This window comes from Corynebacterium sp. (assembly GCF_012838985.1).
Taxonomy (GTDB): domain Bacteria; phylum Actinomycetota; class Actinomycetes; order Mycobacteriales; family Mycobacteriaceae; genus Corynebacterium.
The window spans coordinates 1-23,703 of record NZ_DUOE01000133.1 but is presented as its reverse complement, the minus strand read 5'-3'; the positions used below and the strand labels follow the sequence as shown (position 1 = coordinate 23,703).

The window sequence follows — 23,703 nt, the reverse complement described above, 5'->3', positions numbered from 1 at the left end:
GGAACGACGGAACCCTCCCGACCGAAGTCGGGAGGGTTCCGTGGTGAATTGGTAGCGGGGGCAGGATTCGAACCTACGACCTCTGGGTTATGAGCCCAGCGAGCTACCGAGCTGCTCCACCCCGCGACGGGTGCTTATTCACTTACACCTTGCCACGTTTCCGTAGCAGATGTTGAACTATACCCACAGCCCGGGGATTCATGCAAATCCCCAGGCTGGGCAGGGTTTAGTTGGTGGAGCGGTACTCTGCCACGGCGCGGTCCAGCTCGTCGAGGGCCTTGCCGTACTCCTCGAAGGAGCCGTCACGGGCGGTCTCGAGCTTGCGCAGGGCCTCGTTGATGCGGTCGATGGCCTCGCCCTCGGTGCCGGTCCCGGAGGCCGGCGGGGTCGGGGTCTCGGCGGCCTCGGTCTCGTCCGCCTCAGTGTCGTCCGTGGTGTCCGGGGTCTCCGGCGCCGGGGTCGCCTCAGAGCCGGCGATGTCCTGGGCGGCACGCGGGTCGATGCCGACCTGGGCGAGTGCCTCGGAGATCGTCGGGGCGTAGCCGACGCGTCCCTTGTAGGACACGAGCACACGCAGGAGCTTCGGGAACGCCGACTCCTGGTTCTTGCGCTGCGAGTAGATCGGCTCGGCGTAGAGGATCTCGCCGCCGCCGACCGGCAGGGTCAGCAGGTTACCGTTGTGCAGCTCGTTGGTGCCCTCCCAGAGGGTGCGGTCACGTGCCACCTGGTCGGAGGACATGAGGGCATCCTGGGCCTGCTTCGGACCCTGGGTCTGGGTGTTGGTCGGCAGGACGCGGACGGTGATCTTGCCGTAGGTCTCCGGGTCGGAGCTGACGGCCATGTGCGCGGAGAGGAACTGGCGGTTGAGGCCACGGAACGGGGTGATCAGCTGGAAGCTGGACTCGTTGGTCTCCGGGTCAGCGGCCACGATGTAGTACGGCGGCTGGTTGAGGTTGGAGCGGCCCTCCGGCGCGGTCGGGTCCTCGGAGACGGACCAGAAGGCGTCGTTGGTGAAGAAGGTGCCCGGGTCGGAGACGTGGTAGCGGGCCAGCAGGTCACGCTGGACCTTGAACAGGTCCTCGGGGTAGCGCAGGTGCTGACGCAGCTCCTCGGAGATCTCGGACTCCGGCTTCACGGTGTCGGGGAAGATGCCCTGCCACGCCTTGAGGACCGGGTCCTCGGTGTCGAACTCGTAGAGCTCGACGGTGCCGTCGTAGGCGTCGACGGTGGCCTTGACCGAGTTGCGGATGTAGCCGACGTTGTCGGTGATCAGCGCGCGGGTCGTGCCGTCCGGGTTGAGGGCGTCAACGGTGGTCTCGGTGAGCGAGGTCTGCTCGGTGTACGGCAGGGCACGCAGGGTGGTGTAGCCGTCGACGATCCACTTGACGCGACCGTCGATGACGGCCGGGTAGGTCTTGGAGTCGGTGGTCAGCCACGGTGCGACCTTCTCGACGCGGGACCGCGGGTCACGCTCGAAGATGATCTTCGACTCGCCGTGGACACGGTCGGAGAGGATGAGGTTCATCTCCTGGTAGCGCAGGGCGAAGGCGGCACGGTTGAACATGTTGCCGATGTCGACGCCGCCCTGGCCGTCGTAGGTGTAGAAGGAGTTGTCGGTGTCGTACTCGACCGGGCCGGAGCCGTCGGAACCGACGATGGCGTAGTCGGCGCCGTCGTTCGAGTTGGCGATGACCGGGCCGTAGTAGATGCGCGGCTGGTCGACCTTGATGCCGAGCTCCTCGGCCTCCTCCGCCGCCTGGCGGGCGGCGTTGGTCTGCAGGTCGGAGACGGTGAACACCGGGAAGCCACCACGGGTGGAGCCGGCGTCACGGGCCGCCTCATCGACGGTGTTGGCCTGCGCGGCGATGAAGCCGTTGCCGTGGGTGTAGACGGTGTGGCGGTTGATCCAGTCGCGCTGGTTCTCACGCAGTGCGTTGGGGTCCATCTCGCGGGCGGCGACGACGAAGTCACGCATCTGGCCGTCGACCTCGTAGCGGTCGACGTTGAGGGTGTCCGGGAAGCCGTAGAAGTTACGCAGCTGCTGCATCTGGGTGAACGTCGGGGACAGGATCTCCGGGTCCAGGAGGCGGATGTTGGAGATCGTGGCCTCGTCGGCGGCGACGGCATCGTCGGAGGCGCCGGCGGCACCCCAGTCATCGAGGTAGGTCACCTGTTCGTCGGTCAGTCCGTAGGCGTGACGGGTGGCCTCGATGTTGCGGGAGATGTACTCCGCTTCCTTGGCCACGCGGTTCGGCTGGACGGAGAAGCGCTCCATGAGCAGCGGCCAGGCCACGCCGATGACGAAGGAGGACAGCAGCAGCAGGACGACGCCGAGCGCCGGGATGCGCAGGTCCTTGAGGACGATCGCGGAGAAGAACGCCACGGCGACGAAGACCGCGATGATCATGAGGATCATCTTGGCCGGCAGGTGCGCGTGGATGTCGGTGTAGCTGGCGCCGGTGAAGGTCTCCTGGGAGGAGTACAGCAGGGTGTAGCGGTCCAGGAAGTAGGACACCGCCTGCAGGACCATCCACAGGCCGCCGGTGACGGCGAGCTGGATGCGGGCGGGACGGGAGATGTGTCCCTTGACGCCCATCGCCTGGTTGCCGATGCGGATGCCGCCGAGGAGGTAGTGGCCGATCATCGAGATGATGAAGGCGACGACCAGCAGCATGGACAGGGTGTCCACGGTGAGGCGGATCATGGGCAGGTTGAAGGCGTAGAAGCCGAGGTCGTGCCCGAACTGGGCGTCCTTCACCCCGAAGTCCCCGCCGTTGAGGAACATCATCACGGTGCGCCAGGTGCCCTGGCCGACGAAGCCGGCGAAGAGTCCCACGACGACGGGGATACCGATGAGGATGGCGCGGACGGACTTGTCCAGGGCCTGGCGGTACTGGTGGACCGGGGAGTTCAGGTCCATCGTCTCCAACGTGTCCGGTCGGTTACGCCACGTGAAGAAGCCGGCCAACCAGACGATGAAGCCGGCGACCAGGGCGAACGCGAAGAACAGCGCGAAGCGGACGAGCAGGACCTTCGTGAACACGCCACGGAAGTCGACTTCGCCGAACCAGAGCCAGTCGGTGTAGAAGCCGACCGCCAGGGGAGCCAGGATGAACAGAGCGGCGACGATGCCGATGATCCAGCTCAGTACCTTGGGGGGTCGGCTGACGGACGGGGAGGGTTGTGAGAGGCCGGTGGCCAAAATCCTTCTCCTAAATATTTAAGACATACATTTCTGCCGGTGTACTGTCCTTAGCCTAGAGAAGTACACCCCTGTGTGACCAACGAAGGATGGACCGTGACTGTTCCCGAAAATACCGCGCAGGCGCTGAACAAGGCCATGATGGAGGCCGTCGAGTTCGTGCACGCCGAGGGCTGGGACGCCGCACCGACCTTGTTCGCGCTCGTGCCCACCCGTCTCCTCGCTGATCAGCTGGCCGATCCGGATGGGGCCGCGCCGCTGACGCTCGTCGTCCAGGACCTGCCCGGGCACATCCTCCCGGGCTCCGACGAGCTCGGCGACTACCTGTCCCGCCTGGCGTGGCCGGAGGTCATCGAGGGTGTGGTCCTGGCGCAGGAGATCATGTTCCGCGATTCCGCGGACCCCTCGCTCGCCGACGCCCGCCCGGCCCGACTCTTCTCCGGTGTGCTGCGTGAGGAGGGCGTCGAGCTGACGCTCCTGCAGCTGCGTCCCACCGAGGAGGAGCTGGAGGCGGGCGGCGTCTTCGCCGAGGACAACATCGAACTGCGCGGCGGCCCGGACATCGCCCCCGGGGTCCTCCAGGCGCTGCGCTTCGGACTCGAGCAGGACCCGGATCCGGTCGACTAGACTGGGCCGGACCATGATTCCCCAAGGAGCCTGAGCCCCGTGCGACTTCCCCGCCCTGCCCGCGTCAGACGTGTCACAACCGTCGCCTCGGCGGTGCTGCTCAGCGTCAGCCTGGTCGCCTGCTCCTCCGGGGATGAGACCCCGGAGCCGTCCGCCACCCCGACGACCCCGGCCACGACGAGCACCGCCCCCACCACCGTGACGTCGACGTCTGCGGCGGCTCCGACGTCCCCCGGGACGACGGAGACGACGACCAGCCGTGCTCCCCGGGAGACGGGGTCGAAGTCGACCCCGGTGTCGTCGACAAGCAGTCGTGGGGTGCCGGAGGACGTCGCGAAGGTGCAGAAGATCTTCGGCTCCGTGGCGCCACCGTCGCTGTTCCGTCAGTTCCAGGCGTGCAACGACAGCATCGCCAACGCGTGGGAGTGCTCCGGCCCGGAGGTCGGCCAGTTCCAGTTCTTCCAGTCGATGTCGAAGGCCGCGTCGACGACGCAGCTCATCACGGAGCTGCGCAGCTCGCGCGTGGTCGAGGACACCGGGCGCAAGGTCGTGGGCTGGTCGACGCTGGGGACGACGGCGGTGATCACGGTCGTCGACAATGAGGAGGGCCTGGTCATGCAGCAGATGGTCTCCTCCGACCGCGTGGACCCCGAGGAGCGCATCTACGAACTCGGCCTCGCCGAGCGTCCCTCCGCGGAACCGGAGGAGGACGACGAGGAGACGGACGTCTAACCGCAGGTCACGACGTCACGGCCCGCGCCGAAATCCTCCATCGCGGTGATCGCCTCAGCGAGGGTGGTCACCTTCGCCACGACGATGTCGCCCTTCTGCCCCTTGAGCGCCCCCGCGCAGTTCGCCGCGGGTGAGAGGAAGAGCTCGACGCCGTCCTCGGCCGCGGCCCGCACCTTGTGCTCGATGCCGCCGATGCTCCCCACCGTGCCGTCCTCCGCGATGGTGCCGGTGCCGGCGACGGTGCGCCCCGCGTTGAGCTCCCCCGGCGTCAGCTTGTCGATCACCGCCAGCGAGAAGATCATGCCCGCGCTCGGGCCGCCGATGTCCTGCAGGTTGTAGGACACCTCCAGCCCGTTGACCGGTCGGGAGTTCATGTAGACGCCGAGCATCGCGACCTTCCCGTCGTGCGGATTCGCACCCAGACTGATGGTCTCGGTGACGGTCTCCCCGCCGCGGCGCAGCTCGAGGGTGATCTCCTCGCCCGGCTTCTTCGCCCGGACGATCTCCTGCACCTGCCCCGGCTTGTCGACGTCCTGTCCCTCAACCCCCACGATCACGTCACCGCCGTGGAGGCGGCCGGTGGCCGCCGACTCCGGCATGACCTCGGCGACGACGATCTCCACCGGGCGACCGAGATGGTTCATCGCGGCGACGGTGGCGGCGGCCTCCGAGGAGGTGAAGGCCTGCTTGTTGGCCTGCTCGACCTCCTCCGGGCTGAGATCCGGCGGGAAGACCTGCTCGATGGGCACGAGGGTGTCGTCGGTGGTCAGCCAGCGGCTCAGCGCCTGCGCGAGGGTCATGCCGGAGCGCACGGAGACGGTGGTCATCCGCAGCTCCCCGGCCGTGTCGTCGGACTCGGCGCCCTCGATGGCCACCACCGGGGTGCCGTCGACCTCGCCGAGGGTGTCGAACATCGGGCCCGGCCCCTCGGCGGCATAAGGCACGGTCAGGGAGATGTCCGTGCCGGGGATGTGGTCCATGGAGACCAGCGCGGCCAGTGCCATCACCGGCACTCCACCCCACACGAGGGTGCGCATTCGGCGGCTGGCGGGGGTCGATGTCGCATTCACGAGAGATCAGGGTACCTGTGTTCGCTGTCAGCGTTGCCGACATCGTGGCCTGTGGTGCGCACCGGGCGGTAGATTGGGTGCCATGAACACAGGCGGATTCGGCTTCTCTTTCGGACCAGGCGACGATGACGACGACAAGTCGCGCCGCGATCAGAACCCGTTCGGCGCGTTCGGTTTCGGCGGTGCTGACGGATCGGGCGGGCTGGGCGACATGCTCAGTCAGTTCGGCCAGATGCTCTCGGGCATGGGCTCCTCGATGAGCTCCCCCGAGGGGCAGGGCCCGGTGAACTACGCCCTCGCGGAACGCATCGCGCGTCAGCAGATCGGCCATGCCTCCCCGGTGGGTGACCAGGAGCGCGCGGCCGTCGAGGAGTCCGTGCGCCTCGCGGAGCTGTGGCTCGACGACGCCACGCAGATGCCCACCGCCGGGGGCCGCGTCGTGGCCTGGAACGCCGAGGACTGGCTCACCCAGACCCTCCCCATGTGGAAGCGCCTGGTCAGCCCGGTCGCCGAGCACATGGCCGACGCCCAGCTCGCCTCCCTCCCGGAGGAGGCCCGCGAGATGATGGGCCCGATGCTGCAGATGATGAACCAGATGTCCGGCATGAACTTCGGCATGCAGCTGGGCAACGCCCTCGGCGACCTGGCCAAGCAGGCCCTCACGGGCTCCGACTTCGGGCTGCCGGTCGCCCCGACCGACGTCACCGCCCTCCTGCCGGCGAACATCACCGCCGCGGGCAAGGAGCTCACCGTCGCCGGCCAGGAGCTCATGGTCTACATCGCGGCCCGTGAGTCCGCGCGCCAGCGTCTCTACCGTCACGTGCCGTGGCTGGTCGAGCGTCTGGTCTCCTCCGTCGAGGAGTACGCCGCCGGTCTGGTCATCGACACCTCCCACATCGAGGAGGCCACCCGCGAGCTCAACCTCGAGTCCGGGGATCCGGCCGCCATCCAGGACGCGATGCAGCGTCTGCAGGGCATGGACCTGTCCCCGCGGATCTCCTCCCGCAACGCCCAGGCGGTCTCCCGCCTGGAGACGCTGCTGGCCCTCGTCGAGGGCTGGGTCGAGTACGTCGTCGACCAGGCCATGGCGGAGCGCATCCCCTCGACCCCGGTCATGACCGAGGCGTGGCGACGCCGCCGTGCCACCGGCGGTTCCGCCGAGCAGGCCTTCGCCAAGATCGTCGGCATCGAGTTCGCCGCCCCCAAGGTCGCCGAGGCCGTCGAGCTGTGGCGCCGCGTGGACGTCGCCGTCGGCCAGGAGCGCCGCGACGGCATCTGGGAGCACCCGGACCTCATGCCCTCCGCTGAGCAGCTGGACAACTCCGCCGACTTCATCGACGGCCTCCTCGGGGAGGGCGACTCCGATGAGTTCGACCGCGAGTTCGCCAAGCTCGAGGAGATGCTGCGGGAGCAGGACGAGAAGGGTGAGGAGGACCCGGACAACCGGGAGGACTAGTACCCCGGCTGTCACCCGAAGCGCTGGTAGGCCTCCAGGTAGCCCTTGGCACGCTCGGCCTGCGGGGCCCGGTCGGCCCACTCCCAGAACTCCGGGCCGTGGCCGGGGATGAAGGTGTGCACCAGTTCGTGGAGGATGACGGCGTCGAGGACGTAGTCGGGCACCTGCCGCAGGCGGTCGGTGATGCGGATCGCCCCGGTCGAGGGTGTGCACGAGCCCCAGCGGGTCTTCTGGTTGGACACCCAGCGGATGGAGCCGATGGTGGCGCGGCCGTCGAGAAGCCGGGCGTTGAGTTCCTCCGCCCGGGCCTGCAGATCCTCATCGGAGGTGGCCGTGGACATCTGCTTCCGCCGGAGACGGGCGAGGATGTCGGCGACGGCCTTCTCCTCCTCCGCCGCGCTCATCCGCGCGGGGATGCGCACCTCGACGGTGTCACCGACGAGTCGGGCCTGCACGGTGCGGGTGCGGCGGGCGGAACGGATGACCTCGACGGCGGGGGTGCGGGACGGCATGACACGGCATTGTAACTGTGGTCAGATGTGGCCATGGGGGATGGCATTCACCTGCGGCTGGCCGACGGGGCACACGTCTACCTGCGCGGCCGGGACGCACTGCAGTTCGGGTTGGACGCGACACGCGCCGGCGTCATCGAGACGTCACACGCGCCGCTCATCATGGCGACGCTGCTCGGCGCCCGGCGCGGCCGCACCCGGGAGGAGCTGGTCACCGGCCTGTGCGGGGCGGGTCTGTCCCGCGCCGCAGCGGTGAGTCTGCTCGATGACCTGCTCGTCTACCGCATCCTGGTACCGCGCCGGGAGCGCAGCGTCATCCTCCTGGGGCGGGGTCGTCTGGCGCAGTCACTGTCGGAGCTGCTGCACCGCTCGGGCGTGGACGTGCGCACCCCGATGCGCGGGGAGTCAGAGTACGCCTACCTGGCGGCGGCGGAGGTGACCGTCCCGGTGGTGGTCGTGGACCGGCTCGCACACTCCCGCGCGATGGCGCCGATGCTGACGCGCTTCGCGCGGACGTGGGTGGGTGTGGCGGTGCTCGACCACCGCGGGGTCATCGGCCCGCTGCGTATCGACGCCACCGGCCCCTGCCCCCTCTGCGCCGACCTGCACCTCACCGACCGGGACCCGTTCTGGCACCGGGTGGTCACGCAGCTGCCCGGCGGTCCCGTGAGCCCGGCACCGGCGACGCTGGCGATGGTCGCGGCGCAGGCCGGCACCGTGATCGCGTCGCTGGTGGACTCCCCCGCCCCGCCCGGGGTGGCACCCGTTGTCCCCGTGCCGGGCGAGCTGATCACCGTCGACCCGTGGGCCGGGGTCTCCCACGACGTGCTGGACGTCCACCCGCGGTGTCCGGTGTGCTTCGTCTACGAACGGAAGGCCTCGAGCACGGCGAGCAGCTGCGGGCCGTAGCGCTCGACCTTGACGGGGCCGACGCCGGGGACGTCGAGAAGCTCGTTGCGGCTGGAGGGCAGGGCCTCGGCGAGCGCCATGAGCGTGGCGTCGGAGAAGACGATGTAGGCGGGGACACCGGCCTCGCGGGAGGCCTCGGCGCGCCAGGCACGCAGGGTCTCGAAGATCTCCTCGTCGGCGCCGGAGGGGCAGTCCTCGTGGCGGCCCAGGACCTTCTCCGCGGGGGTGCTCAGCTCGCCGCCGCACACGCGGCAGCGCTTCGGGCGGACCGTGCGCGCCGGGACCTTCTCGATCTCCAGCTCCGGGACCACCCCGTCGAGGAAGCGGGACCGGGTGCGCGACTTGCGGCCGCCCTCCTGCCGGGCCAGGGCCCAGGACAGGTGGAGGTGCTCGCGGGCACGGGTGATGCCGACGTAGAAGAGTCGGCGCTCCTCCTCGATCTGGTGGGCCCCGGCCTTGATGGCGTGGGAGATGGGCAGGGTGTTCTCGACGAGCCCGACGAGGAACACCGCGTCCCACTCCAGGCCCTTCGCGGCGTGGAGGCTGGCCAGGGTCACGCCCTCCATGGTCGGCGGGTGCTTCGAGTCGGCGCGCTGCCGCAGGGCCTGGAGCACACCCGTCAGGTCGAGGTCCGGCTGGGCACGTTTGAGCTCCTCGACCAGGTCCACGAGGGCGACCAGCGACTGCCAGCGCTCGCGGGCCTGCGCGCCCTCCGGTTCCGTGGGGGTCAGACCCAGCGGGGCGAGGGCCGCGCGGGTGACGGCGACGGGATCGTCGGGCAGGTCGGTGCGTTGGGCGACGCGGACCAGCTCCGAGATGGCCTGCCGGATCTCGGGGCGGGTGAAGAAGCCCTCGCCGCCGCGCACCTGGTAGACGATCCCGGCGTCGGCCAGCGCCTGCTCGAAGACCTGCGACTGGGCGTTGATGCGGTAGAGCACCGCGATCTCACTGGCCGGCACACCCCGGTTGAGCAGGGTGAGGATCTGCCCGGCGACCTCGCGGGCCTCGGTGGGCTCGTCGTCGTAGGCGTTGAAGGTGGGCGGCGGGCCGTCGGGACGCATGCCCTGCAGCTCCAGGCGGGTGCCGGCGGCCCGGCCCGTGGCCTGCCCGATGACGGTGTTCGCCAGGTCGGTGATCTGCGGGGTGGAACGGTAGTCACGCTGCAGCTTCACCAGGGTGGCGTTCTCGTAGGTCCGCGGGAAGTCGAGGAGATAGCGCGGGGTCGCCCCGGTGAAGGAGTAGATGGTCTGGTTGGCGTCGCCGACGACGGTGAGGTCGTCGCGGTCGCCGAGCCACGCCTGCAGGACCCGCTGCTGGAGCGGGGTCACATCCTGGTACTCGTCGACGACGAAGGTGCGGTACTGCTCCCGGAACTCATCGGCCACACCCGGGGCGTTCTCCAGGGCGGCGGCGACATGGAGGAGCAGGTCGTCGAAGTCGAGGAGCATGCCCTCCTCCGTGGTCTTCGCGGCCTCGTAGCGGCGGTACACCTCGGCCACCTTGAGGGCCGGGACCGGCGGGGTGCGGTCGGAGTTCTCGATGCGCTCCGGGTACTGGTCCGGGGTGATGAGGCTGGCCTTCGCCCACTCGATCTCCCCGAGGAGGTCACGCACGTTCTCCGTGGTGGACTCGACGCCGACACCGCGGGCCGCCCGCCCGACGAGGGGGAACTTGTTGTCCAGCAGACGCCACGGCAGGGAGCCGGCGATCTGCGGCCAGAAATACGACAACTGCCGACGCGCCGCCGCGTGGAACGTCCGGGCCTGCACCCCGCCGATGCCCATGAGATTGAGGCGGTGGCGCATCTCGCCGGCCGCCCGCGACGTGAACGTCACGGCCAGCACCCGGTTGGGGCTGACGAAACCCCGGTCGATGAGATGGGCGATGCGGTAGGTGATGGTGCGGGTCTTACCCGTGCCGGCACCCGCCAGGATGCACACCGGCCCGCGGGGGGCGGTGGCGGCGATGCGCTGGTCGTCGTCGAGCTCGGACAGGTCGATCACGGGGTGGTCCTCCTTGCGTTCCTCCACTCGGTGATCATCGCATGTGCGATCGAACCCGGGCGGGCCAGGGGTAGCCCGTCCAGCTCGGAACGCGCCACCCAGCGGGTCTCCGCGAGCTCCCCGTCGGTCTCCCCCACCGGATCCTCGTCGCTGGTCAGGGACGTGAAACCGACCATGAGCGAACTGCTCACCGCCCAGGGCTGACTGCCCCAGTAGCGCACATCGCTCACGCGGCGGCCGGTCTCCTCGCGGACCTCCCGGGCGAAGGCCTCCTCGAGGTTCTCCCCCGGCTCGACGTACCCGGCGATGAGCGACCAGTAGGAGCCCCGGCGCGCGTTGCGTCCCAGCAGGATGCGCTGCTCCCCCGCCAGCTCCACCAGGCCGATGACGGCCGGGTCGAGGCGCGGGAAGATCCGGCGGCCCGCCCCACCCACCGCGACGACCCCGTCCGACTCGAAGGACAACGGGGTCCCGTCGACCGGGTCGAAACCCGACAGCTCCCGGTGCCGCAGCAGGGCGATCGCCCGGGAGATGGTGCGGTCATGCCCGAAGGCCCGCGGGTCGGCCACCCGTCCCCCGGCCGGCAGCAGGGACTCCAGCTGCTCCCGGCTGAGGCGCACGGCGGCCAGGTCGGCGGTGACGCGGACGGTCAGGCCGGGGTGAGGGGGCGTCGGAAAGCGCAGGGGTGTGCCGTCCTCCGCGACGGGGACCTCACCCGCGGGGCCGATCGGCAGGAACATGTTTCACGTCCTCCCCGGTGACGTGGCGGATGAACAGGAGACGGTCGCCCGGTTCGACGGTCTCCGCCTCAGGGGAGTCGATGCGGTAGAGCTCACCGGAACGGACCAGCCCGAGAGCGATGTCGGCGAGGTGGCGCGGGTTGGCGCCGACCTCGTCCTCCGCGATGGGGCGTTCCGCGACGGAGAAACCCTCGTCGGGGCTGAGCAGGTCCTCCATCATCTCCACGACCGACGGGGTGACCGTCGCCAGGCCGAGGAGACGGCCGGCGGTCTCCGAGGAGATGACCACCGAGTCGGCGCCGGACTGCTCCAGCAGGTGCTGGTTCTCGGACTCGCGGACACTGGCGACGATCATCGCCGACGGCGCGATCTCCCGGACCGACAGCGTGACCAGCACGGCGGTGTCGTCCATGCTGGGGGCCACGACGACGGAGCGGGCACGCGTGACACCGGCGATCTTGAGCACCTCCGCCTTCGTGCCGGAACCGTAGACGGTGACCAGTCCCTGGTTCTCGGCGCGGGACAGCGCCTGCTTGTCGGTGTCGACGACGACGATCTGGTTGGCGGGCACGCCGTCGGCGAGCAGCGCCGACACGGCGGAGCGCCCCTTGGTGCCGTAACCGATGACGATGGTGTGGTTGCGCACGGACTTCCTCCAACGCTGGATCTGCAGGGTCTTGCGGGAATTCTCCGTCAGCACCGACAGTGTCGTGCCGACGAGGAGGATGACGAAGCCGATCCGGAGCGGTGTGATGACCACGATGTTCATCAGTCGGGCGGACTGCGTCACCGGGGTGATGTCGCCGTAACCGGTCGTCGACAGGGAGACGGTCGAGTAGTAGAACGCGTCGATGAACGTCAGGTCCTCGGTGTAGCCGTCCTTGTCCAGGTAGACGATGAACGCCACCAGGAACAACAGGAGGTAGGCGTAGAGCACGCGACGCCCGATGAGCGCCCACGGACTCGCCGCCACGGAGCCCGGAATGTTGATGATCCCGAGCAGCGCGTGATCCGGCAGCTTGCTCAGCTCCGTGTCACCGCGGAATCTCTCGCGGATGCGGTTGCGCATGCCGGACTCCTTCCTGTTTCTGCTCCCTGACTCTACTGCCTACGACCGCTTGCCGACGACCGCCTCCTCCAGCAGTTCCACCAGCTCCGCATGACCCGGCAGATCGTGCGGCTCCAGGGTCTCGCCCCAGCCCACGTAGTGGAAAGCCGCACGCACGGGAACGTCCTCGCCGATGATCCGGCGCCACGCCTCCCTGTACACCGCCAGCTGGATGATCGCGGCCTTCCGGTCCGGGCCGCTCGGGGGCCGACCGGTCTTCCAGTCGACGATCAGCCAGCCCGTCGGATCCTCCGGATCACGGAACACGGCGTCCATGCGTCCGCGCACCACCGACTCGCCGATGGTCACCTCGAAGGGCTGCTCCACGAACTCCGGGGTCCGGTCCGCCCACTCACTGGCCAGGAAGGACTCTTTCAGCTTCACCAGGTCATCGGCGTCGACGGGCGGCTCATCGAGGCCCGGCAGCTGATCCTCGTCGAGCAGCGCCGTGGCCCCGAAACGGTCCTCCAGCCACTCGTGGAACGCGGTGCCGCGCTTGGCGTACTGGTTCGGCTTGAACGGCACCGGGCGCCGCTGACGACGCGCGAACTGCAGCGGATCGGCCCGCAGATTCACCAGGTCCGTCGCGGTGAGCTCACCCGGCAGCGCCACCTCGACGACCGGGGCCTGCGCGGCCTCGTGCTCCTCGATCAGGGCCGTGACCTCCGCCTCCCAGAAGTCGAAGGTCTCGCCCGTGACCTGGGCGGGCAGCTGCTCACGTGCCTGCCGCACCAGCTCCGCGCCGGCCAGGGCACGGGGTTCCGGGTGCAGCTGCGGGAAGGTGCCGGTCTCGACCTCCTGCTTCTCGACGTCCGCGTCATCCTCCGCGTCCTCCCGCTTCGCCGTCTCCCAGGCCACGACCGCCTCGGGAGCGGCCTCCTTGAGGCGCACGAGGTGCTCATAAGGATCGGCGCTCTTGATCCGCCGTGACCCGGTGACCGACAGGACACGCTCGGAGCGGGTGATGGCGACGTAGAACAGGCGCGACGCCTCCTCTTCCTCGGCCGTTCTGCGTTCCTGCAGCCAGCCGACGATCTCGTCCCGGTCCCTGGTGGCCTTGGCCCCGTTGACCAGGCGTTCGAAGTCCTTGCGGTCGGCGGCGTCCCCCAGCGCGGTGAAGCTGGGGTCAGGCACCTTGGTCACGTTGGTGAGGAAGGTGGACACCTTCGCCTGGTAGGTGGTGCTGTCGGCGTGGACGACGGCCACCACGTCCCACTCCAGGCCCTTGGCCTTGTGGGCGGTGAGGATCTGCACCTGGTCCTCACGGACCACCACCTCGCCGGGTTCCAGCCCGTCCTCGTGTTCGAGGGCGAGGGCGAAGAAGTCGAGCAGACCGCTGAGGCTCTCACCGGAGTAGGAGGCGACCTCGTCGTGGAGACGGTCCAGGTGCACGGCGCCGGCGATGTTCCCGGAGGCGAGAACCTCGGTGCGGACCCCGAAGACGTTCTCGATGTCCGCGAACAGGTCCGGCAGGGACTTGCTCAGACTCTGCGTGCGGAGCCGACGCAGACGGGAGGACAGCAGCTCGAGACGCTGCACCCCCTCCTCGGAGTACCGCTGCCGTTCTCCGAGGTCGGCGACGGCGTCCGTCAGCCCCGGCACCTGGTCCGGCGGATCCGCGGTCAGTTCGGCCAGTTGGGAGGCCAGCCGCTCCATCGGCTCCTCGGGGTGGAGGACCCTCTCCCCGTGGCCGGCGAGGTTCTTCGCGCGTCGTCCCAGTGCCACGAGGTCCGACAGCCCCAGCCCCACCATGGGTCCGGTGAGCACCCGCAGCGCCGCCGCGGAGTCCTGCGGGCGGATGAGCATCGTCGCCAGGGCCACGACGTCGGCGACCTCCGGGGTGCGCAGCAGTCCGCCGCGGCCGACGATCTCGAAGGGGATGCCCCGCTCGTTGAGTGCGTCGGCGATGTCCTGGGAGTGCTTGTTCGCACGCACCAGCACCGCACCGGTGAACTTCTCCCCCGCCTCCTTCTTCGCGCGGAATTCCCGGGCCATGAGATCGGCGACGGCCTCGATCTCCTCGGCCTGCTCCGCGTAGAAACCGAGGTGGACCTCCCCGGCGTCCGCGCCCTCGCGCGGTTCCAGGGCGGCGACGGCACGGTCGCTGCCCCGCCCGAGGACGCTGTCGGAGACGGCATTGGCCAGCGTGAGGATCTCCGGCGGATTACGCCACGAGGTGGTCAGCTCGCGCTTGAGGGTGGGTGCGTCACCGAGCCGGAAGTCATCGACGAAGGCCTCCAGGTTGGCGGCGGTGGCACCACGCCACCCGTAGATCGACTGCATGGGATCGCCGACGGCCGTGATGGTGGAACCCTCGTTGACCTTGCCGAACAGGCTGGACAGCAGGATGCGCTGGGCGTGGGAGGTGTCCTGGTACTCGTCCAGCATGATGACCTTGTAGCGGGAGCGCTGGCTCGCGCCGATGGCCGGGTGCTCGGAGGCCAGACGTGCGGCGACGGACATCTGCTCGTTGAACGTGACCACGTCGCGGCGTTTGAGTTCCGCCCGGAGTTCCTCGATGAGCGGCAGGTACTGCAGGCGCAGCTGCTGGATCTCCGGCCATTTCAGTGTGGGCTTGTTGTAGTCCTTCGTCCCGTCGAGCGGGAGCTCCTCCATGCCGAGGAGGAAGGCGCGGGTCTCCTCCTCGAGATCCGCCGGGCTCATGACCTGGTTGTTCATCTCGTCGATGAGCTTGAGCAGGTACTCCGTCACCGTGGACACCTGCTGGGTGGCCCGCAGTTCGCCCCGGTAGTTGGACACCACCTCGTGGGCGATGGCGTACAGGTCCGCGTCTGTGATGATGCGGGCGGCCGGTTCGACGGGCACGAGCAGGCCGTACTCCCGGATGAGCTGACCGGCGTAGGAATCGTAGGTGGACACCGTCGGAGCGATGGTGCTCAGGGTCTTCTCGAGCTCGCCGCTGGGGTCGATGTCCCGGATCGCGGGCACCCCGGCGAGGGTCTCCAGCCGCTGCCGGATGCGGCGGCCGAGTTCCTGGGCCGCCTTGCGGGTGAAGGTCAGTCCGAGGATCTCGTCCGGACGCGCGAGTCCGTTGGCCACCAGCCACACGACACGTGCGGCCATGGTCTCGGTCTTTCCGGCACCGGCGCCGGCGACGACGAGCAGGGGGCCGGGTCGGTCACCGATGATGGCGGCCTGCTGTTCGGTCGGCGGGAACTTCTGCCCCAGGTACTTGGAGAGCAGGACGGGGGAGGTCTCACGCACGGGTGATCACCTTTCCTTCGGACTGGATGGGGCACAGGCCCCGCACGGGGCAGCGGTCGCAGTGGTCGTTGGCGCGGGCGGTGAGGACGGGGCCGCGCAGTTCCGCCAGGAGTGGGGGCAGCAGTTCCGCGAACTCCGCCAGCGCCTCGGGGGTCTGCGGCTCCTGGTCCCTTTCGGCCACGCCATATGTCGGGGTCACGTGCGCGGGGAAGACGAGCTTGCCGCCCGCGACCTGCAGAGGCTTCTCCCCGGGGGCGGGGTCGGTGATCTGTCCCTCCCTCATCACCCCCCTGCTCAGGGCGAGTTGATAGGCCCTGAGCTGGAGATGTTCCTTCGCCGCGTCAGCGCTGACCGCCGTCCGGGAGGTCTTGAGGTCGACGATCCAGTGCCGGTCGCCGCTGTCCTTGTCGAGCATGTCGATCCGCCCGCCGATGCGGACACCGTCCGCGACCTCAACGTTCACCCCGACCTCCACACCGACCTGGGTGTAGTTGATGCGCCGCGACCGCAGCCAGCCGGCGGTCTCCTGGAGGAGGGCGACGAAGGTCTCCTTCTCCTGCTCCCGCATCCACTCCGGGGACTTCTGCAGGGACTCCCAGGCGGCGATGGTCAGGGCCATCGCTTCGTCCGCGTCAGCACCCCTTCCGAGTGCCTCGAAGAAGGCGTGGACCAGCGATCCCCGGACCATCGCCTCCGGTGTCTCCTCCTCGATGACCAGCCGCTGGATGACCTCCCGCAGCGGGCACGTCAGCAGCCCCTCGATGCGCGAGGGCGACAGCGCGGTCGCCGCCGGCAGGGGCTCGCTTGTCGACGGCGCCGTGGTCGTCCACCACTCCTCCGGCGCTGCCCCGGGGATGCCGGCCTCCGCCAGTCGGGCGAGCTGGCGGGCGGCCTGGGTGCGCTCGTCCGTGCGGGCGGAGTCGTCGCAGACCACGCGGCGCAGCTCAGCGAGCAGTCCGGGCACGGAGAGCAGGCGCACGTGCAGCGGGTCGTAGTCGGCGGTGTCGTCCGCCGGGTCGACGGCGTAGCGGGCGGGGGTGAGGTCGTGGGCGGTGCAGAACTCCTCGATGAAGCGGGAGGGCTCGGTCGGGTCCTCGGCCTCGGGGGCGTGGACCGCGGTGATGAGGAGTCGGCTGGTGGCCCGTGAGGTCGCCACGTGGAAGAGGCGGCGCTCCTCCTTGAGCCGGTCGGCGGTGTGGGAGACGGGCAGGTCGGGGTCGATGTCGGAGTCGAGGAGCTCGACCAGCTCCTCCTGGTCGAAGAGCGAGCCGGTCGAGCCGAGGGACGGCCAGGCACCCTCCTGGGCGCCGGCGAGGACGACGTGGCCCCATTCCCCGCCGACGGTGCCGTGCGCGGTGAGCAGGGTGACCGCCTCGGGGGTGGCGGTGCGGCGGTCACGGACACCGGTGGGCAGCTCCTGCTCCTCGATGTGCGTGAGGAAGCCGCGGACCGAGCCGGTGGGGCGGCGCTCGGCGTAGTCGCCGGCGGCGTCGAAAAGCGACATCATGGCGTCGAGGTCACGGTCCGCCTGGGAACCGGTGGCGCCACCCCGCAGGGAGGCGGCGAGCAGGTGGTCGGCGAGTCCCGTGGCGGACCACACCGCCCACAGGACCTCCTCCACGTTGCGGCCGGGCAGTGCCGCGCGACCGGCCTCGAGCACCCCGCGGATGCGGTCGAGGATGGCACGCTCACGGTCGGTGAGGAGGCCCCCGAAGTCAGGCAGCGGGGTGTCGGGGAGCAGCAGTCCGCGGAGGGTGTCCATGCCGCGGGTCGCCGGGTCGAAGCGGCGCAGACCGCGGATGAGGCGGCGGAGCGTGACCGGGTCGGCCCCGCCGACGGGTCCGAGGAGCAGATCCTCCAGGTCGGAGGGTGCCAGTTCCTCGGTCAGTGCGCGGACACCGAGCAGCAGGTTGGCCACGATGCGCTGCTCCGAGAGCACCACGTCCGTCGGGTTGAGGTGGACCGGCACCCCGGCGGCGAGCAGCGCCCGGCGCACCGGGGCGATCTGCCCCGTGGAGCGGACGATGACGGCGATGTCCGAGTACGGGACGTCCTCCAGCAGGTGCGCGCGCCGGATGCGGTCGGCGATCAGCGCGTTCTGCACCGTGGCCGAGTCGACGATGACCACCTCACGCTCCGGCGTGCGGCGGGACTCCGGCAGGACGATCTCGTGGTCGACGGGCAGGTCGGTGAGGAACTCGGGGGACGCACCACGGAAACGGAAGATCGACTGCGCCGGATCACCGCCGACGACCACCAGCTCCGTGCCGGGGATCAGTCGCCGGATGAGCTCGGCGGAGGTCGGGTCGAGGTGCTGGGCGTCGTCGACGACGAGCGTGTGCCAGCGGGACTTGACGGGCTTCTCCAGCACCGCGCTGACCAGCTCCGATGCGGAATAACTGGTGTAGCTCGAGGCGGCGGACAGCGCCATCGTCTGCTCGTACTCCCGCAGGAAACCACCCGCGGCGCTCCAGATGGGACGACGGTACCGCTGGCCCAGGTTCTCCAGGTCCTCCGGGGACAGGCCGCGCTCGGCGGCACGCAGCAGGAAGTCACGCAGCTGACGGGCGAAACCCACGAAGGTGAGCGCGGGACGGTGCTCGACCGGCCAGGTCCCCCGTCCCTCCTCGGCGTGGCCCCGCAGCAGGTCCCGGATGACCGCGTCCTGCTCCGCACCGGTGATCAGGCGCACCGGCTCCTCGGAGGCGTCCCGCAGCAACGCGAAGGCCAACGAGTGCACCGACCGGACGAGCGGTGCCTCGGAGGCGAAGTCCGTGCCCGCCAGGCGGTCCGTGAGTTCCCGGCGGATGAGTGCCCCCGTCTCCTTCGACGTGGCGACGACGAGGATGCCGGTGGGGTCCACCCCGGAGCCGATACGCTCCAGCACGGTGTCCACCAGCAGGCTGGTCACGCCGGAACCCGCGGGCCCCGTCACCCGCCAGACACCGCTCGCGGGCAGGTCGCCGGGCCAGGTACGGGTGGGCAGATCCCGGTTCCGCGCGACAAGGCGGACCACGGGCTTCGGTGCAGGAGACGTCATGCCCTAGTTTGTATCAGCTGCCTCCGACATGAGGAGATCCTCCACCCTCCGGATGTGCGCCCGCGCGTTCGATGACCCCCGCGGGTGGAGCTCGTTGACGTGGCGTCGGTAAGCGACCGCCCGCAGCAGCAGCTGGTCGATGTCGGGCAGATGACGGAAACGGTCGACGATGCCGTCGTCGACGGCCCCCGCGATGAGACCGTCCACCATGACCAGCGCGGCGGTGTACGCGGGTGGACGGGGCGCCGCGAAGGGCACCAGGTCCGTCACCGCCGGGGCCTGATTCCCGTGGTACAGGGTGCAGGCCAGCAGGTCCGCATGCCCGAACTGGAGCGGACCGGAGATCTCCCGGTACTCCGGGGCGTCCTCCTCCCAGGCCCGCTGCTCGGCGAGGACGAAGGGGTCGGAGTCCTCCGGCTCCGGGGGGAGCGCATGGCCGTTGAGTCCCGCGAGGGCCTCCGTCAGCCGCAGGGCCACGAGCACCGTCTCATCGACCCGGCGCGCCAGTTCCCCGTCGATCCAGGTGGAGGCCTTCCAGCCGGCGACGATGAAACGGCCGTCGGTGGACCGTACGGGGCGGGCCAGGCGCACACCGTCGACGTGGAGGGAACCACGCAGCTTGGCGGACCAGCCGGCGGCGACGCCGGAGGCCCGGGAATACACGACGGGGCCGATCCGCCAGCCGTGGTCCCAGGCGTGTCCCGCCGGTTCCGGCAGCCCGGACTCGCCCTGGAACGCGTTGACCACGTGGGCGGGGACGGTCTCCTGGTACATCATGCGGGCGCTCCCCTACAGCACCGCGGGCCGCGGGTAGGGCCACGGGTTGTAGCGGCAGGTGACGTTCTCGTCCGGGTAGACCTCGTCAGGGTTGATGGCGTGGAGTTCCGCGTTGTTGAGCGAGAGCGTCTGCTGCATCATGATCGGCGCCAGCTCACCGTCGGCCGCGCACGCCTCGTGGGCGGCGTAGCCCAGTCCGTGGCCGACCTCGTGGTTGACCAGGTACTGGCGGTAGGAGCCGAGGTCACCGTTGAAGGGGGCGGCGCCGCGGACCCAGCGGGACTCGTTGATGAGCACGCGGGAGACGCCGTCGATGCGGATGTGGCAGCTGGTCTCCATCTCCAGGTCACGGCCCCCGCAGAGTTCACGGGTGGTGCCCACGCTGGTGAGCTGGATCCGCATGGTGGGTTCCTGGTCGGGGGCGACATGCTCGAAGCGGAAGGCGGTGTCGTTGGTCCAGCCCTTGGGGTTGGACAGGGTGGCGTCGATCATGGCGGCCAGGGCGTCGTCGCCACCGGAACCCGCCGTGTCGACGCCGTCCTCCACCTCGACGACGTAACGGATGACCGTCTCCAGTCCCTCCCCCGCGGTCATGCCGGGGGTACCCACCGTGCGGAAGGTCCCCTCACCGCGTTCGGTGTACGGGCCCCCGGGCGGCAGCTGGTTGATGGGCAGCGTCTGGTCGGGGTCGTCGGCGGGGTTGGGCCCGTGCCGGGTCCCGTCGCCGTCGGCGGCCTCCCGGTCCTGGGTCCGTGACGTGGCGTTCACGGGGCTGTCCGTCGTGCCCGGGTCCGCGGGTGACGTGAAGACGTCGATGAGCACCCAGACGGTGATCACGACGAGAACCGGGATGGCGTAGGCACGCCATCCCAGGTCACGGGCGTATCGGGCCAGCACGGACCCGGAGGAACGGGAGGTCATGGAACGCCGGGGTTTAAGCGCCGGCGAAGCCGACGAAGCGCTGGGTGGTGGTGCCCAGCTCGACCCAGGCGATCTGGCGTGCACGGACGATGTAGCGGACGCCCTTGGCGTCGGTCAGCTGCAGCGTCGCCTGGTCATTGTCCAGGGCCTCGGCGACCTGCTGGGACACGTCCTCCTGGTTGTCCTCGGTGGTGATCACGAGCTCACGGGGCGAATCTGCAAAACCGATCTTGATATCCATGGGCCCCATCATAGACCGGGACCGATAGTATCTAGGTTGTGTCTGCACCTACCTCGCATTCCTCGTCCCAGTCCGCTTCCCCGACCTTTGCTGAACTCGGTGTGGCGGTGGAGATCTGTGAGGCTCTCGCCGCCGAGGGAATCACCCGCACGTTCGCGATCCAGGAGCTGACCCTCCCCCTCGCGCTCGACGGCACGGACCTCATCGGTCAGGCCCGTACCGGCATGGGCAAGACCCTCGGTTTCGGTGTGCCTCTGCTCGACCGGGTCTTCGACTCCGCCGATGTCGAGGAGCTCGACGGCACCCCGCGTGCCCTCGTGGTGGTCCCGACCCGGGAGCTCGCCGTCCAGGTGGGTGAGGATCTCGCCCGCGCCGCCGCGAAGATCCCGGTCCGTCTGACCACCATCTACGGTGGCCGTCCCTATGAGGAGCAGATCGAGGCTCTGGAGGCGGGCATCGACGTGGTCGTCGGCACCCCGGGCCGCATCATCGACCTCTACCAGCGCGGTGACCTGCAGCTGGACCGCGTCGCCATCCTCGTCCTCGACGAGGCCGACGAGATGCTCGACCTCGGTTTCCTGCCGGACATCGAGAAGATCCTCCGTGCCCTCGAGCACGAGCACCAGACGATGCTCTTCTCCGCGACGATGCCCGGCCCGATCATCACCCTGGCCCGCAGCTTCCTCACCCAGCCGGTGCACATCCGCGCGGAGGAGGCCGGGGCCGCGCAGACCCACTCCACGACGGAGCAGGTCGTCTTCATGGCGCACCGCATGGACAAGGCCGCCGTCACCGCCCGCATCCTGCAGGCGAACGGCCGGGGCCGCACCATCATCTTCGCGCGCACCAAGCGCACCGCCGCGGAGGTCGCCGAGGAACTCGCCGGCCGTGGCTTCACCGTCGGCGCGGTCCACGGTGACATGGGGCAGCCGGCCCGCGAGAAGTCGCTCAACGCCTTCCGTGAGGGCACCATCGAGATCCTCGTGGCCACCGATGTCGCCGCCCGCGGCATCGACATCGACGACGTCACGCACGTGATCAACTACCAGACCCCGGACGACCCGATGACCTACGTCCACCGCATCGGCCGTACCGGTCGCGCGGGCCACTCGGGCACCGCGATCACCCTCGTGGGCTACGACGAGCTGCCCAAGTGGAAGGCCATCAACGACGAGCTCGACATGGATCTGCCGGAGCCCCCGCAGTGGTTCTCCACGTCACCGGAGCTTTTCGACGCCCTCTCGATCCCCGAGGGTGCCCAGGAGTCGGTGGGTAAGCCGCGTCGCGTCTTCGGTGGGGCGGCCGCCGCCGTCCGTGGGCGGGGTCCCCGCACCTCGCGTGGTCCCCGCAGTGAGCACCGTGACCGGGGTGACCGTCGTGACCGCAGCGGTCGGGGTCGCCGTCGATGAACCGCCCGCTCCGCCGCACCCGTGGTGATCTGCTCGCCACGGGTGCCATCACCGTGGTGTCCCTGGCCGCCGTGGCGGGGGTGTGGCTGACCGCCCCGATCCGGTCGTCGGAACTGACCCCGGCGGAGACGGAGTACACCGCCCCGGAACAGCTGGACACCGTGCCCGACGCCCTCCCGGAGTCGTGGTCGGTGGTGGACCGGGCCCTGCCCGGCGTGCACCGGCCCGTGGTCATCGACGGACTCGTGGTCACCTCCGACGGACACCGGGTCTCCGCCCTCGACCCGGCGGGGCAGGTCGTGTGGACCTATGAACGTGACCTGGAGCTGTGCTCCCTCGGCGTGGCGTGGGGTCGGGTGGTCACCACGTGGCGGGCGGGCAACGGCTGTGGTGACGTGGTGGCCATCGACGCCGCCACCGGCACCTACGAGCGCACCCGTTCCGATCTGTCACCCGACGACGTCGTGGCGCTGGCCTCCAACGACCGCATCGGCACGGTGGGGACGGACCGTCTGGAGCTGTGGCGCTCTGACATGGTCCGCACCGTCGAGTACGGCCACGTCGAGGCGCTGCAGGAACCGAATCTGCAGCCGCATCCGGGGTGTGAACTGACCTCCGCGCTCACCCGTACGACGCTCCTGGCGGTCACCGAGGTGTGCGAGGACGGCGCCTGGCTCCGTTTCCAGGAGGCCACGCCGGAGGAGTCCCGTTCCCCGGAGGTCGGGGCCTCGGTGGAGCTGCCCGACCCCGGTTCCTTCCTGGTCGCCGTCGGCGAGGAGGGGGCCACTGTGGTCACCGACCAGGCACTCGTGTCCTACTCGGACGAGGGCGTCGAACTGCACCGCCACGAACGCGGTGCTCCCCTGCCCGCGGCCGTGGATGGTCTGCCCCATGCCCCGGTCACCGCCGACCTGCCGCACCACCTCACGTGGTTCGACGGGGACAGCCTCGTCCTCCTCTCCCCCGCCGGGCTGGAGGTGCAGCACGAGTTCCCGGAGGCCCTGGGCCCGGGTGTCGCCGTGGGGGAACGTCTGCTCATGCCGGTGCCGGAGGGCATCGCCGTGGTGGACTGGACGACCGGTGAGACAGAGAACACCATCCCGGTCGACCGCGGAGGGTACGCCGGGATGGTGTCGCTGAACGTGGTGGGCGGGACGGTCCTGGAGAAGCGGGGCGATCTCGTCGTGGGGCTCGTCCCCGGCCCCTAGAAACCGTGCCGTGCCTCCGCCCACTCGAGGGAGCTGCGGTTGAAGAGGAAGAACAGGGCCGCGACCGCGGAGAGCGCGGTGATGACACCCGCCAACGCCACCCCGCCGGTGAACATGAAGTACGCCAGGCCCAGGGTGATGATCTCCAGGTAGATGACGAGGCCGCGGCCCCACTGGTGGCCGCGCATCATCCAGACCGCGGCGAAGATCGCGGCGCCGAAGATGAGGCCGAGGAACACCGCGGTGCCGGTGCCGACCCAGTTGATGTTCGCGCTGTCGGAGATCAGGTCGGCCTCACGCGCGCCCATGATGTCCCGGGCGACGAGGAGTGCGGCGAAGGCGAGCACGATCGCCGACTGCACGATGGCGATGATGCCGGCCCACCGGATGGGGGCGGGCGGCAGAGGACGCTGGGGGCGGGGATTCACGTCAGTCACGGCTCATTACTCTATACGTCCGCCCGCCGGACGGACGGTCCCGGCCGGCCGGATGCCAGGAGGCGGGTGCGGGGGCGCGAACATGC

18 protein-coding genes and 1 tRNA gene are annotated in these 23,703 nt (G+C 69.8%); 6 read left to right on the top strand and 13 right to left on the bottom strand.

Annotation, left to right across the window (positions count from 1 at the left end; translation table 11 throughout):
• Window positions 1-49 precede the first annotated feature (49 nt).
• A tRNA-Met gene (locus GXZ33_RS07880) sits at window positions 50-126 on the bottom strand.
• A gap of 100 nt (window positions 127-226) precedes the next feature.
• Entirely contained in the window at window positions 227-3,202 is a 2,976-nt protein-coding gene (locus GXZ33_RS07875; protein WP_291340290.1) for a UPF0182 family protein, read from the bottom strand.
• Between the two features lie 96 nt (window positions 3,203-3,298).
• Here GXZ33_RS07875 and GXZ33_RS07870 point away from each other — a divergent pair, with 96 nt between their 5' ends.
• The gene (locus GXZ33_RS07870) at window positions 3,299-3,829 is read left to right on the top strand and encodes a PPA1309 family protein (RefSeq protein WP_291340289.1); all 531 of its coding nucleotides are present in this window, start codon (window positions 3,299-3,301) and stop codon (window positions 3,827-3,829) included.
• A 39-nt stretch (window positions 3,830-3,868) separates the two neighbouring features.
• Window positions 3,869-4,561, top strand: coding sequence for a hypothetical protein (locus GXZ33_RS07865; protein WP_291340288.1), 693 nt, complete (start codon window positions 3,869-3,871; stop codon window positions 4,559-4,561).
• On the opposite strand, the gene GXZ33_RS07860 is transcribed toward GXZ33_RS07865, so the two are convergent.
• Complete coding sequence (locus GXZ33_RS07860; RefSeq protein WP_291340291.1) at window positions 4,558-5,598, bottom strand: PDZ domain-containing protein; 1,041 nt, start codon at window positions 5,596-5,598, stop codon at window positions 4,558-4,560. The two genes, GXZ33_RS07865 and GXZ33_RS07860, sit on opposite strands and share 4 nt — an antisense overlap.
• Before the next feature lie 115 nt (window positions 5,599-5,713).
• Between GXZ33_RS07860 and GXZ33_RS07855 the strand changes: the two genes are divergently transcribed.
• On the top strand, window positions 5,714-7,087 hold the full coding sequence (locus tag GXZ33_RS07855; RefSeq protein ID WP_291340287.1) for a zinc-dependent metalloprotease: 1,374 nt from the start codon (window positions 5,714-5,716) through the stop codon (window positions 7,085-7,087).
• Window positions 7,088-7,098: 11 nt separating this feature from the next.
• Here GXZ33_RS07855 and GXZ33_RS07850 read toward each other — a convergent pair whose 3' ends face one another.
• Complete coding sequence (locus GXZ33_RS07850; protein WP_291340286.1) at window positions 7,099-7,599, bottom strand: YgjP-like metallopeptidase domain-containing protein; 501 nt, start codon at window positions 7,597-7,599, stop codon at window positions 7,099-7,101.
• A 33-nt stretch (window positions 7,600-7,632) separates the two neighbouring features.
• Here GXZ33_RS07850 and GXZ33_RS07845 point away from each other — a divergent pair, with 33 nt between their 5' ends.
• On the top strand, window positions 7,633-8,508 hold the full coding sequence (locus tag GXZ33_RS07845) for a hypothetical protein (RefSeq protein ID WP_291340285.1): 876 nt from the start codon (window positions 7,633-7,635) through the stop codon (window positions 8,506-8,508).
• On the opposite strand, the gene GXZ33_RS07840 is transcribed toward GXZ33_RS07845, so the two are convergent.
• From GXZ33_RS07840 to GXZ33_RS07805, 8 genes are read right to left on the bottom strand one after another with little or no spacing between them, the layout of a single operon-like run.
• Complete coding sequence (locus GXZ33_RS07840) at window positions 8,463-10,511, bottom strand: ATP-dependent DNA helicase UvrD2 (protein WP_291340284.1); 2,049 nt, start codon at window positions 10,509-10,511, stop codon at window positions 8,463-8,465. The genes GXZ33_RS07845 and GXZ33_RS07840 overlap by 46 nt on opposite strands.
• Window positions 10,508-11,251 (bottom strand): NAD(+) diphosphatase, encoded by a 744-nt coding sequence (locus GXZ33_RS07835; protein WP_291340283.1) that lies wholly within the window; start codon window positions 11,249-11,251, stop codon window positions 10,508-10,510. Before GXZ33_RS07835 ends, GXZ33_RS07840 begins: the two co-directional genes overlap by 4 nt.
• Window positions 11,223-12,320 (bottom strand): potassium channel family protein, encoded by a 1,098-nt coding sequence (locus GXZ33_RS07830; protein WP_291340282.1) that lies wholly within the window; start codon window positions 12,318-12,320, stop codon window positions 11,223-11,225. The genes GXZ33_RS07835 and GXZ33_RS07830 overlap by 29 nt, the downstream gene beginning before the upstream one ends.
• Before the next feature lie 39 nt (window positions 12,321-12,359).
• On the bottom strand, window positions 12,360-15,584 hold the full coding sequence (locus tag GXZ33_RS07825) for a UvrD-helicase domain-containing protein (RefSeq protein ID WP_291340281.1): 3,225 nt from the start codon (window positions 15,582-15,584) through the stop codon (window positions 12,360-12,362).
• Window positions 15,577-18,624: an ATP-dependent DNA helicase gene (locus tag GXZ33_RS07820; protein ID WP_291340280.1), complete on the bottom strand. Its 3,048-nt coding sequence runs from the start codon at window positions 18,622-18,624 to the stop codon at window positions 15,577-15,579. The genes GXZ33_RS07825 and GXZ33_RS07820 overlap by 8 nt, the downstream gene beginning before the upstream one ends.
• 3 nt (window positions 18,625-18,627) lie before the next feature.
• A complete protein-coding gene (locus GXZ33_RS07815; RefSeq protein WP_291340279.1) occupies window positions 18,628-19,401 on the bottom strand; it encodes a TIGR02569 family protein in 774 nt (257 codons plus the stop codon).
• Between the two features lie 12 nt (window positions 19,402-19,413).
• The gene (locus GXZ33_RS07810; RefSeq protein ID WP_291340278.1) at window positions 19,414-20,322 is read right to left on the bottom strand and encodes a DUF3152 domain-containing protein; all 909 of its coding nucleotides are present in this window, start codon (window positions 20,320-20,322) and stop codon (window positions 19,414-19,416) included.
• Window positions 20,323-20,335: 13 nt separating this feature from the next.
• A complete protein-coding gene (locus GXZ33_RS07805; RefSeq protein ID WP_291340277.1) occupies window positions 20,336-20,563 on the bottom strand; it encodes a DUF3107 domain-containing protein in 228 nt (75 codons plus the stop codon).
• A gap of 38 nt (window positions 20,564-20,601) precedes the next feature.
• Between GXZ33_RS07805 and GXZ33_RS07800 the strand changes: the two genes are divergently transcribed.
• Window positions 20,602-21,972: a DEAD/DEAH box helicase gene (locus tag GXZ33_RS07800; RefSeq protein WP_291340276.1), complete on the top strand. Its 1,371-nt coding sequence runs from the start codon at window positions 20,602-20,604 to the stop codon at window positions 21,970-21,972.
• Entirely contained in the window at window positions 21,969-23,180 is a 1,212-nt protein-coding gene (locus tag GXZ33_RS07795; RefSeq protein ID WP_291340275.1) for a hypothetical protein, read from the top strand. The genes GXZ33_RS07800 and GXZ33_RS07795 overlap by 4 nt, the downstream gene beginning before the upstream one ends.
• Here the strand turns inward: GXZ33_RS07795 and GXZ33_RS07790 are convergent.
• Window positions 23,177-23,617, bottom strand: a complete 441-nt coding sequence (locus GXZ33_RS07790) for a hypothetical protein (protein ID WP_291340274.1) — start codon at window positions 23,615-23,617, stop codon at window positions 23,177-23,179. The genes GXZ33_RS07795 and GXZ33_RS07790 overlap by 4 nt on opposite strands.
• Between the last annotated feature and the right edge of the window lie 86 nt (window positions 23,618-23,703).

Bases quoted from the DNA above. Each gene is read 5' to 3' on its own strand.
- GXZ33_RS07860 (WP_291340291.1), bottom strand. From the start codon at position 5,598: ATGCGCACCCTCGTGTGGGGTGGAGTGCCGGTGATGGCACTGGCCGCG.
- GXZ33_RS07830 (WP_291340282.1), bottom strand. From the start codon at position 12,320: ATGCGCAACCGCATCCGCGAGAGATTCCGCGGTGACACGGAGCTGAGC.
- GXZ33_RS07855 (WP_291340287.1), top strand. From the start codon at position 5,714: ATGAACACAGGCGGATTCGGCTTCTCTTTCGGACCAGGCGACGATGAC.
- GXZ33_RS07845 (WP_291340285.1), top strand. From the start codon at position 7,633: ATGGGGGATGGCATTCACCTGCGGCTGGCCGACGGGGCACACGTCTAC.
- GXZ33_RS07810 (WP_291340278.1), bottom strand. From the start codon at position 20,322: ATGACCTCCCGTTCCTCCGGGTCCGTGCTGGCCCGATACGCCCGTGAC.
- GXZ33_RS07805 (WP_291340277.1), bottom strand. From the start codon at position 20,563: ATGGATATCAAGATCGGTTTTGCAGATTCGCCCCGTGAGCTCGTGATC.
- GXZ33_RS07815 (WP_291340279.1), bottom strand. From the start codon at position 19,401: ATGATGTACCAGGAGACCGTCCCCGCCCACGTGGTCAACGCGTTCCAG.
- GXZ33_RS07850 (WP_291340286.1), bottom strand. From the start codon at position 7,599: ATGCCGTCCCGCACCCCCGCCGTCGAGGTCATCCGTTCCGCCCGCCGC.
- GXZ33_RS07835 (WP_291340283.1), bottom strand. From the start codon at position 11,251: ATGTTCCTGCCGATCGGCCCCGCGGGTGAGGTCCCCGTCGCGGAGGAC.
- GXZ33_RS07820 (WP_291340280.1), bottom strand. From the start codon at position 18,624: ATGACGTCTCCTGCACCGAAGCCCGTGGTCCGCCTTGTCGCGCGGAAC.
- GXZ33_RS07795 (WP_291340275.1), top strand. From the start codon at position 21,969: ATGAACCGCCCGCTCCGCCGCACCCGTGGTGATCTGCTCGCCACGGGT.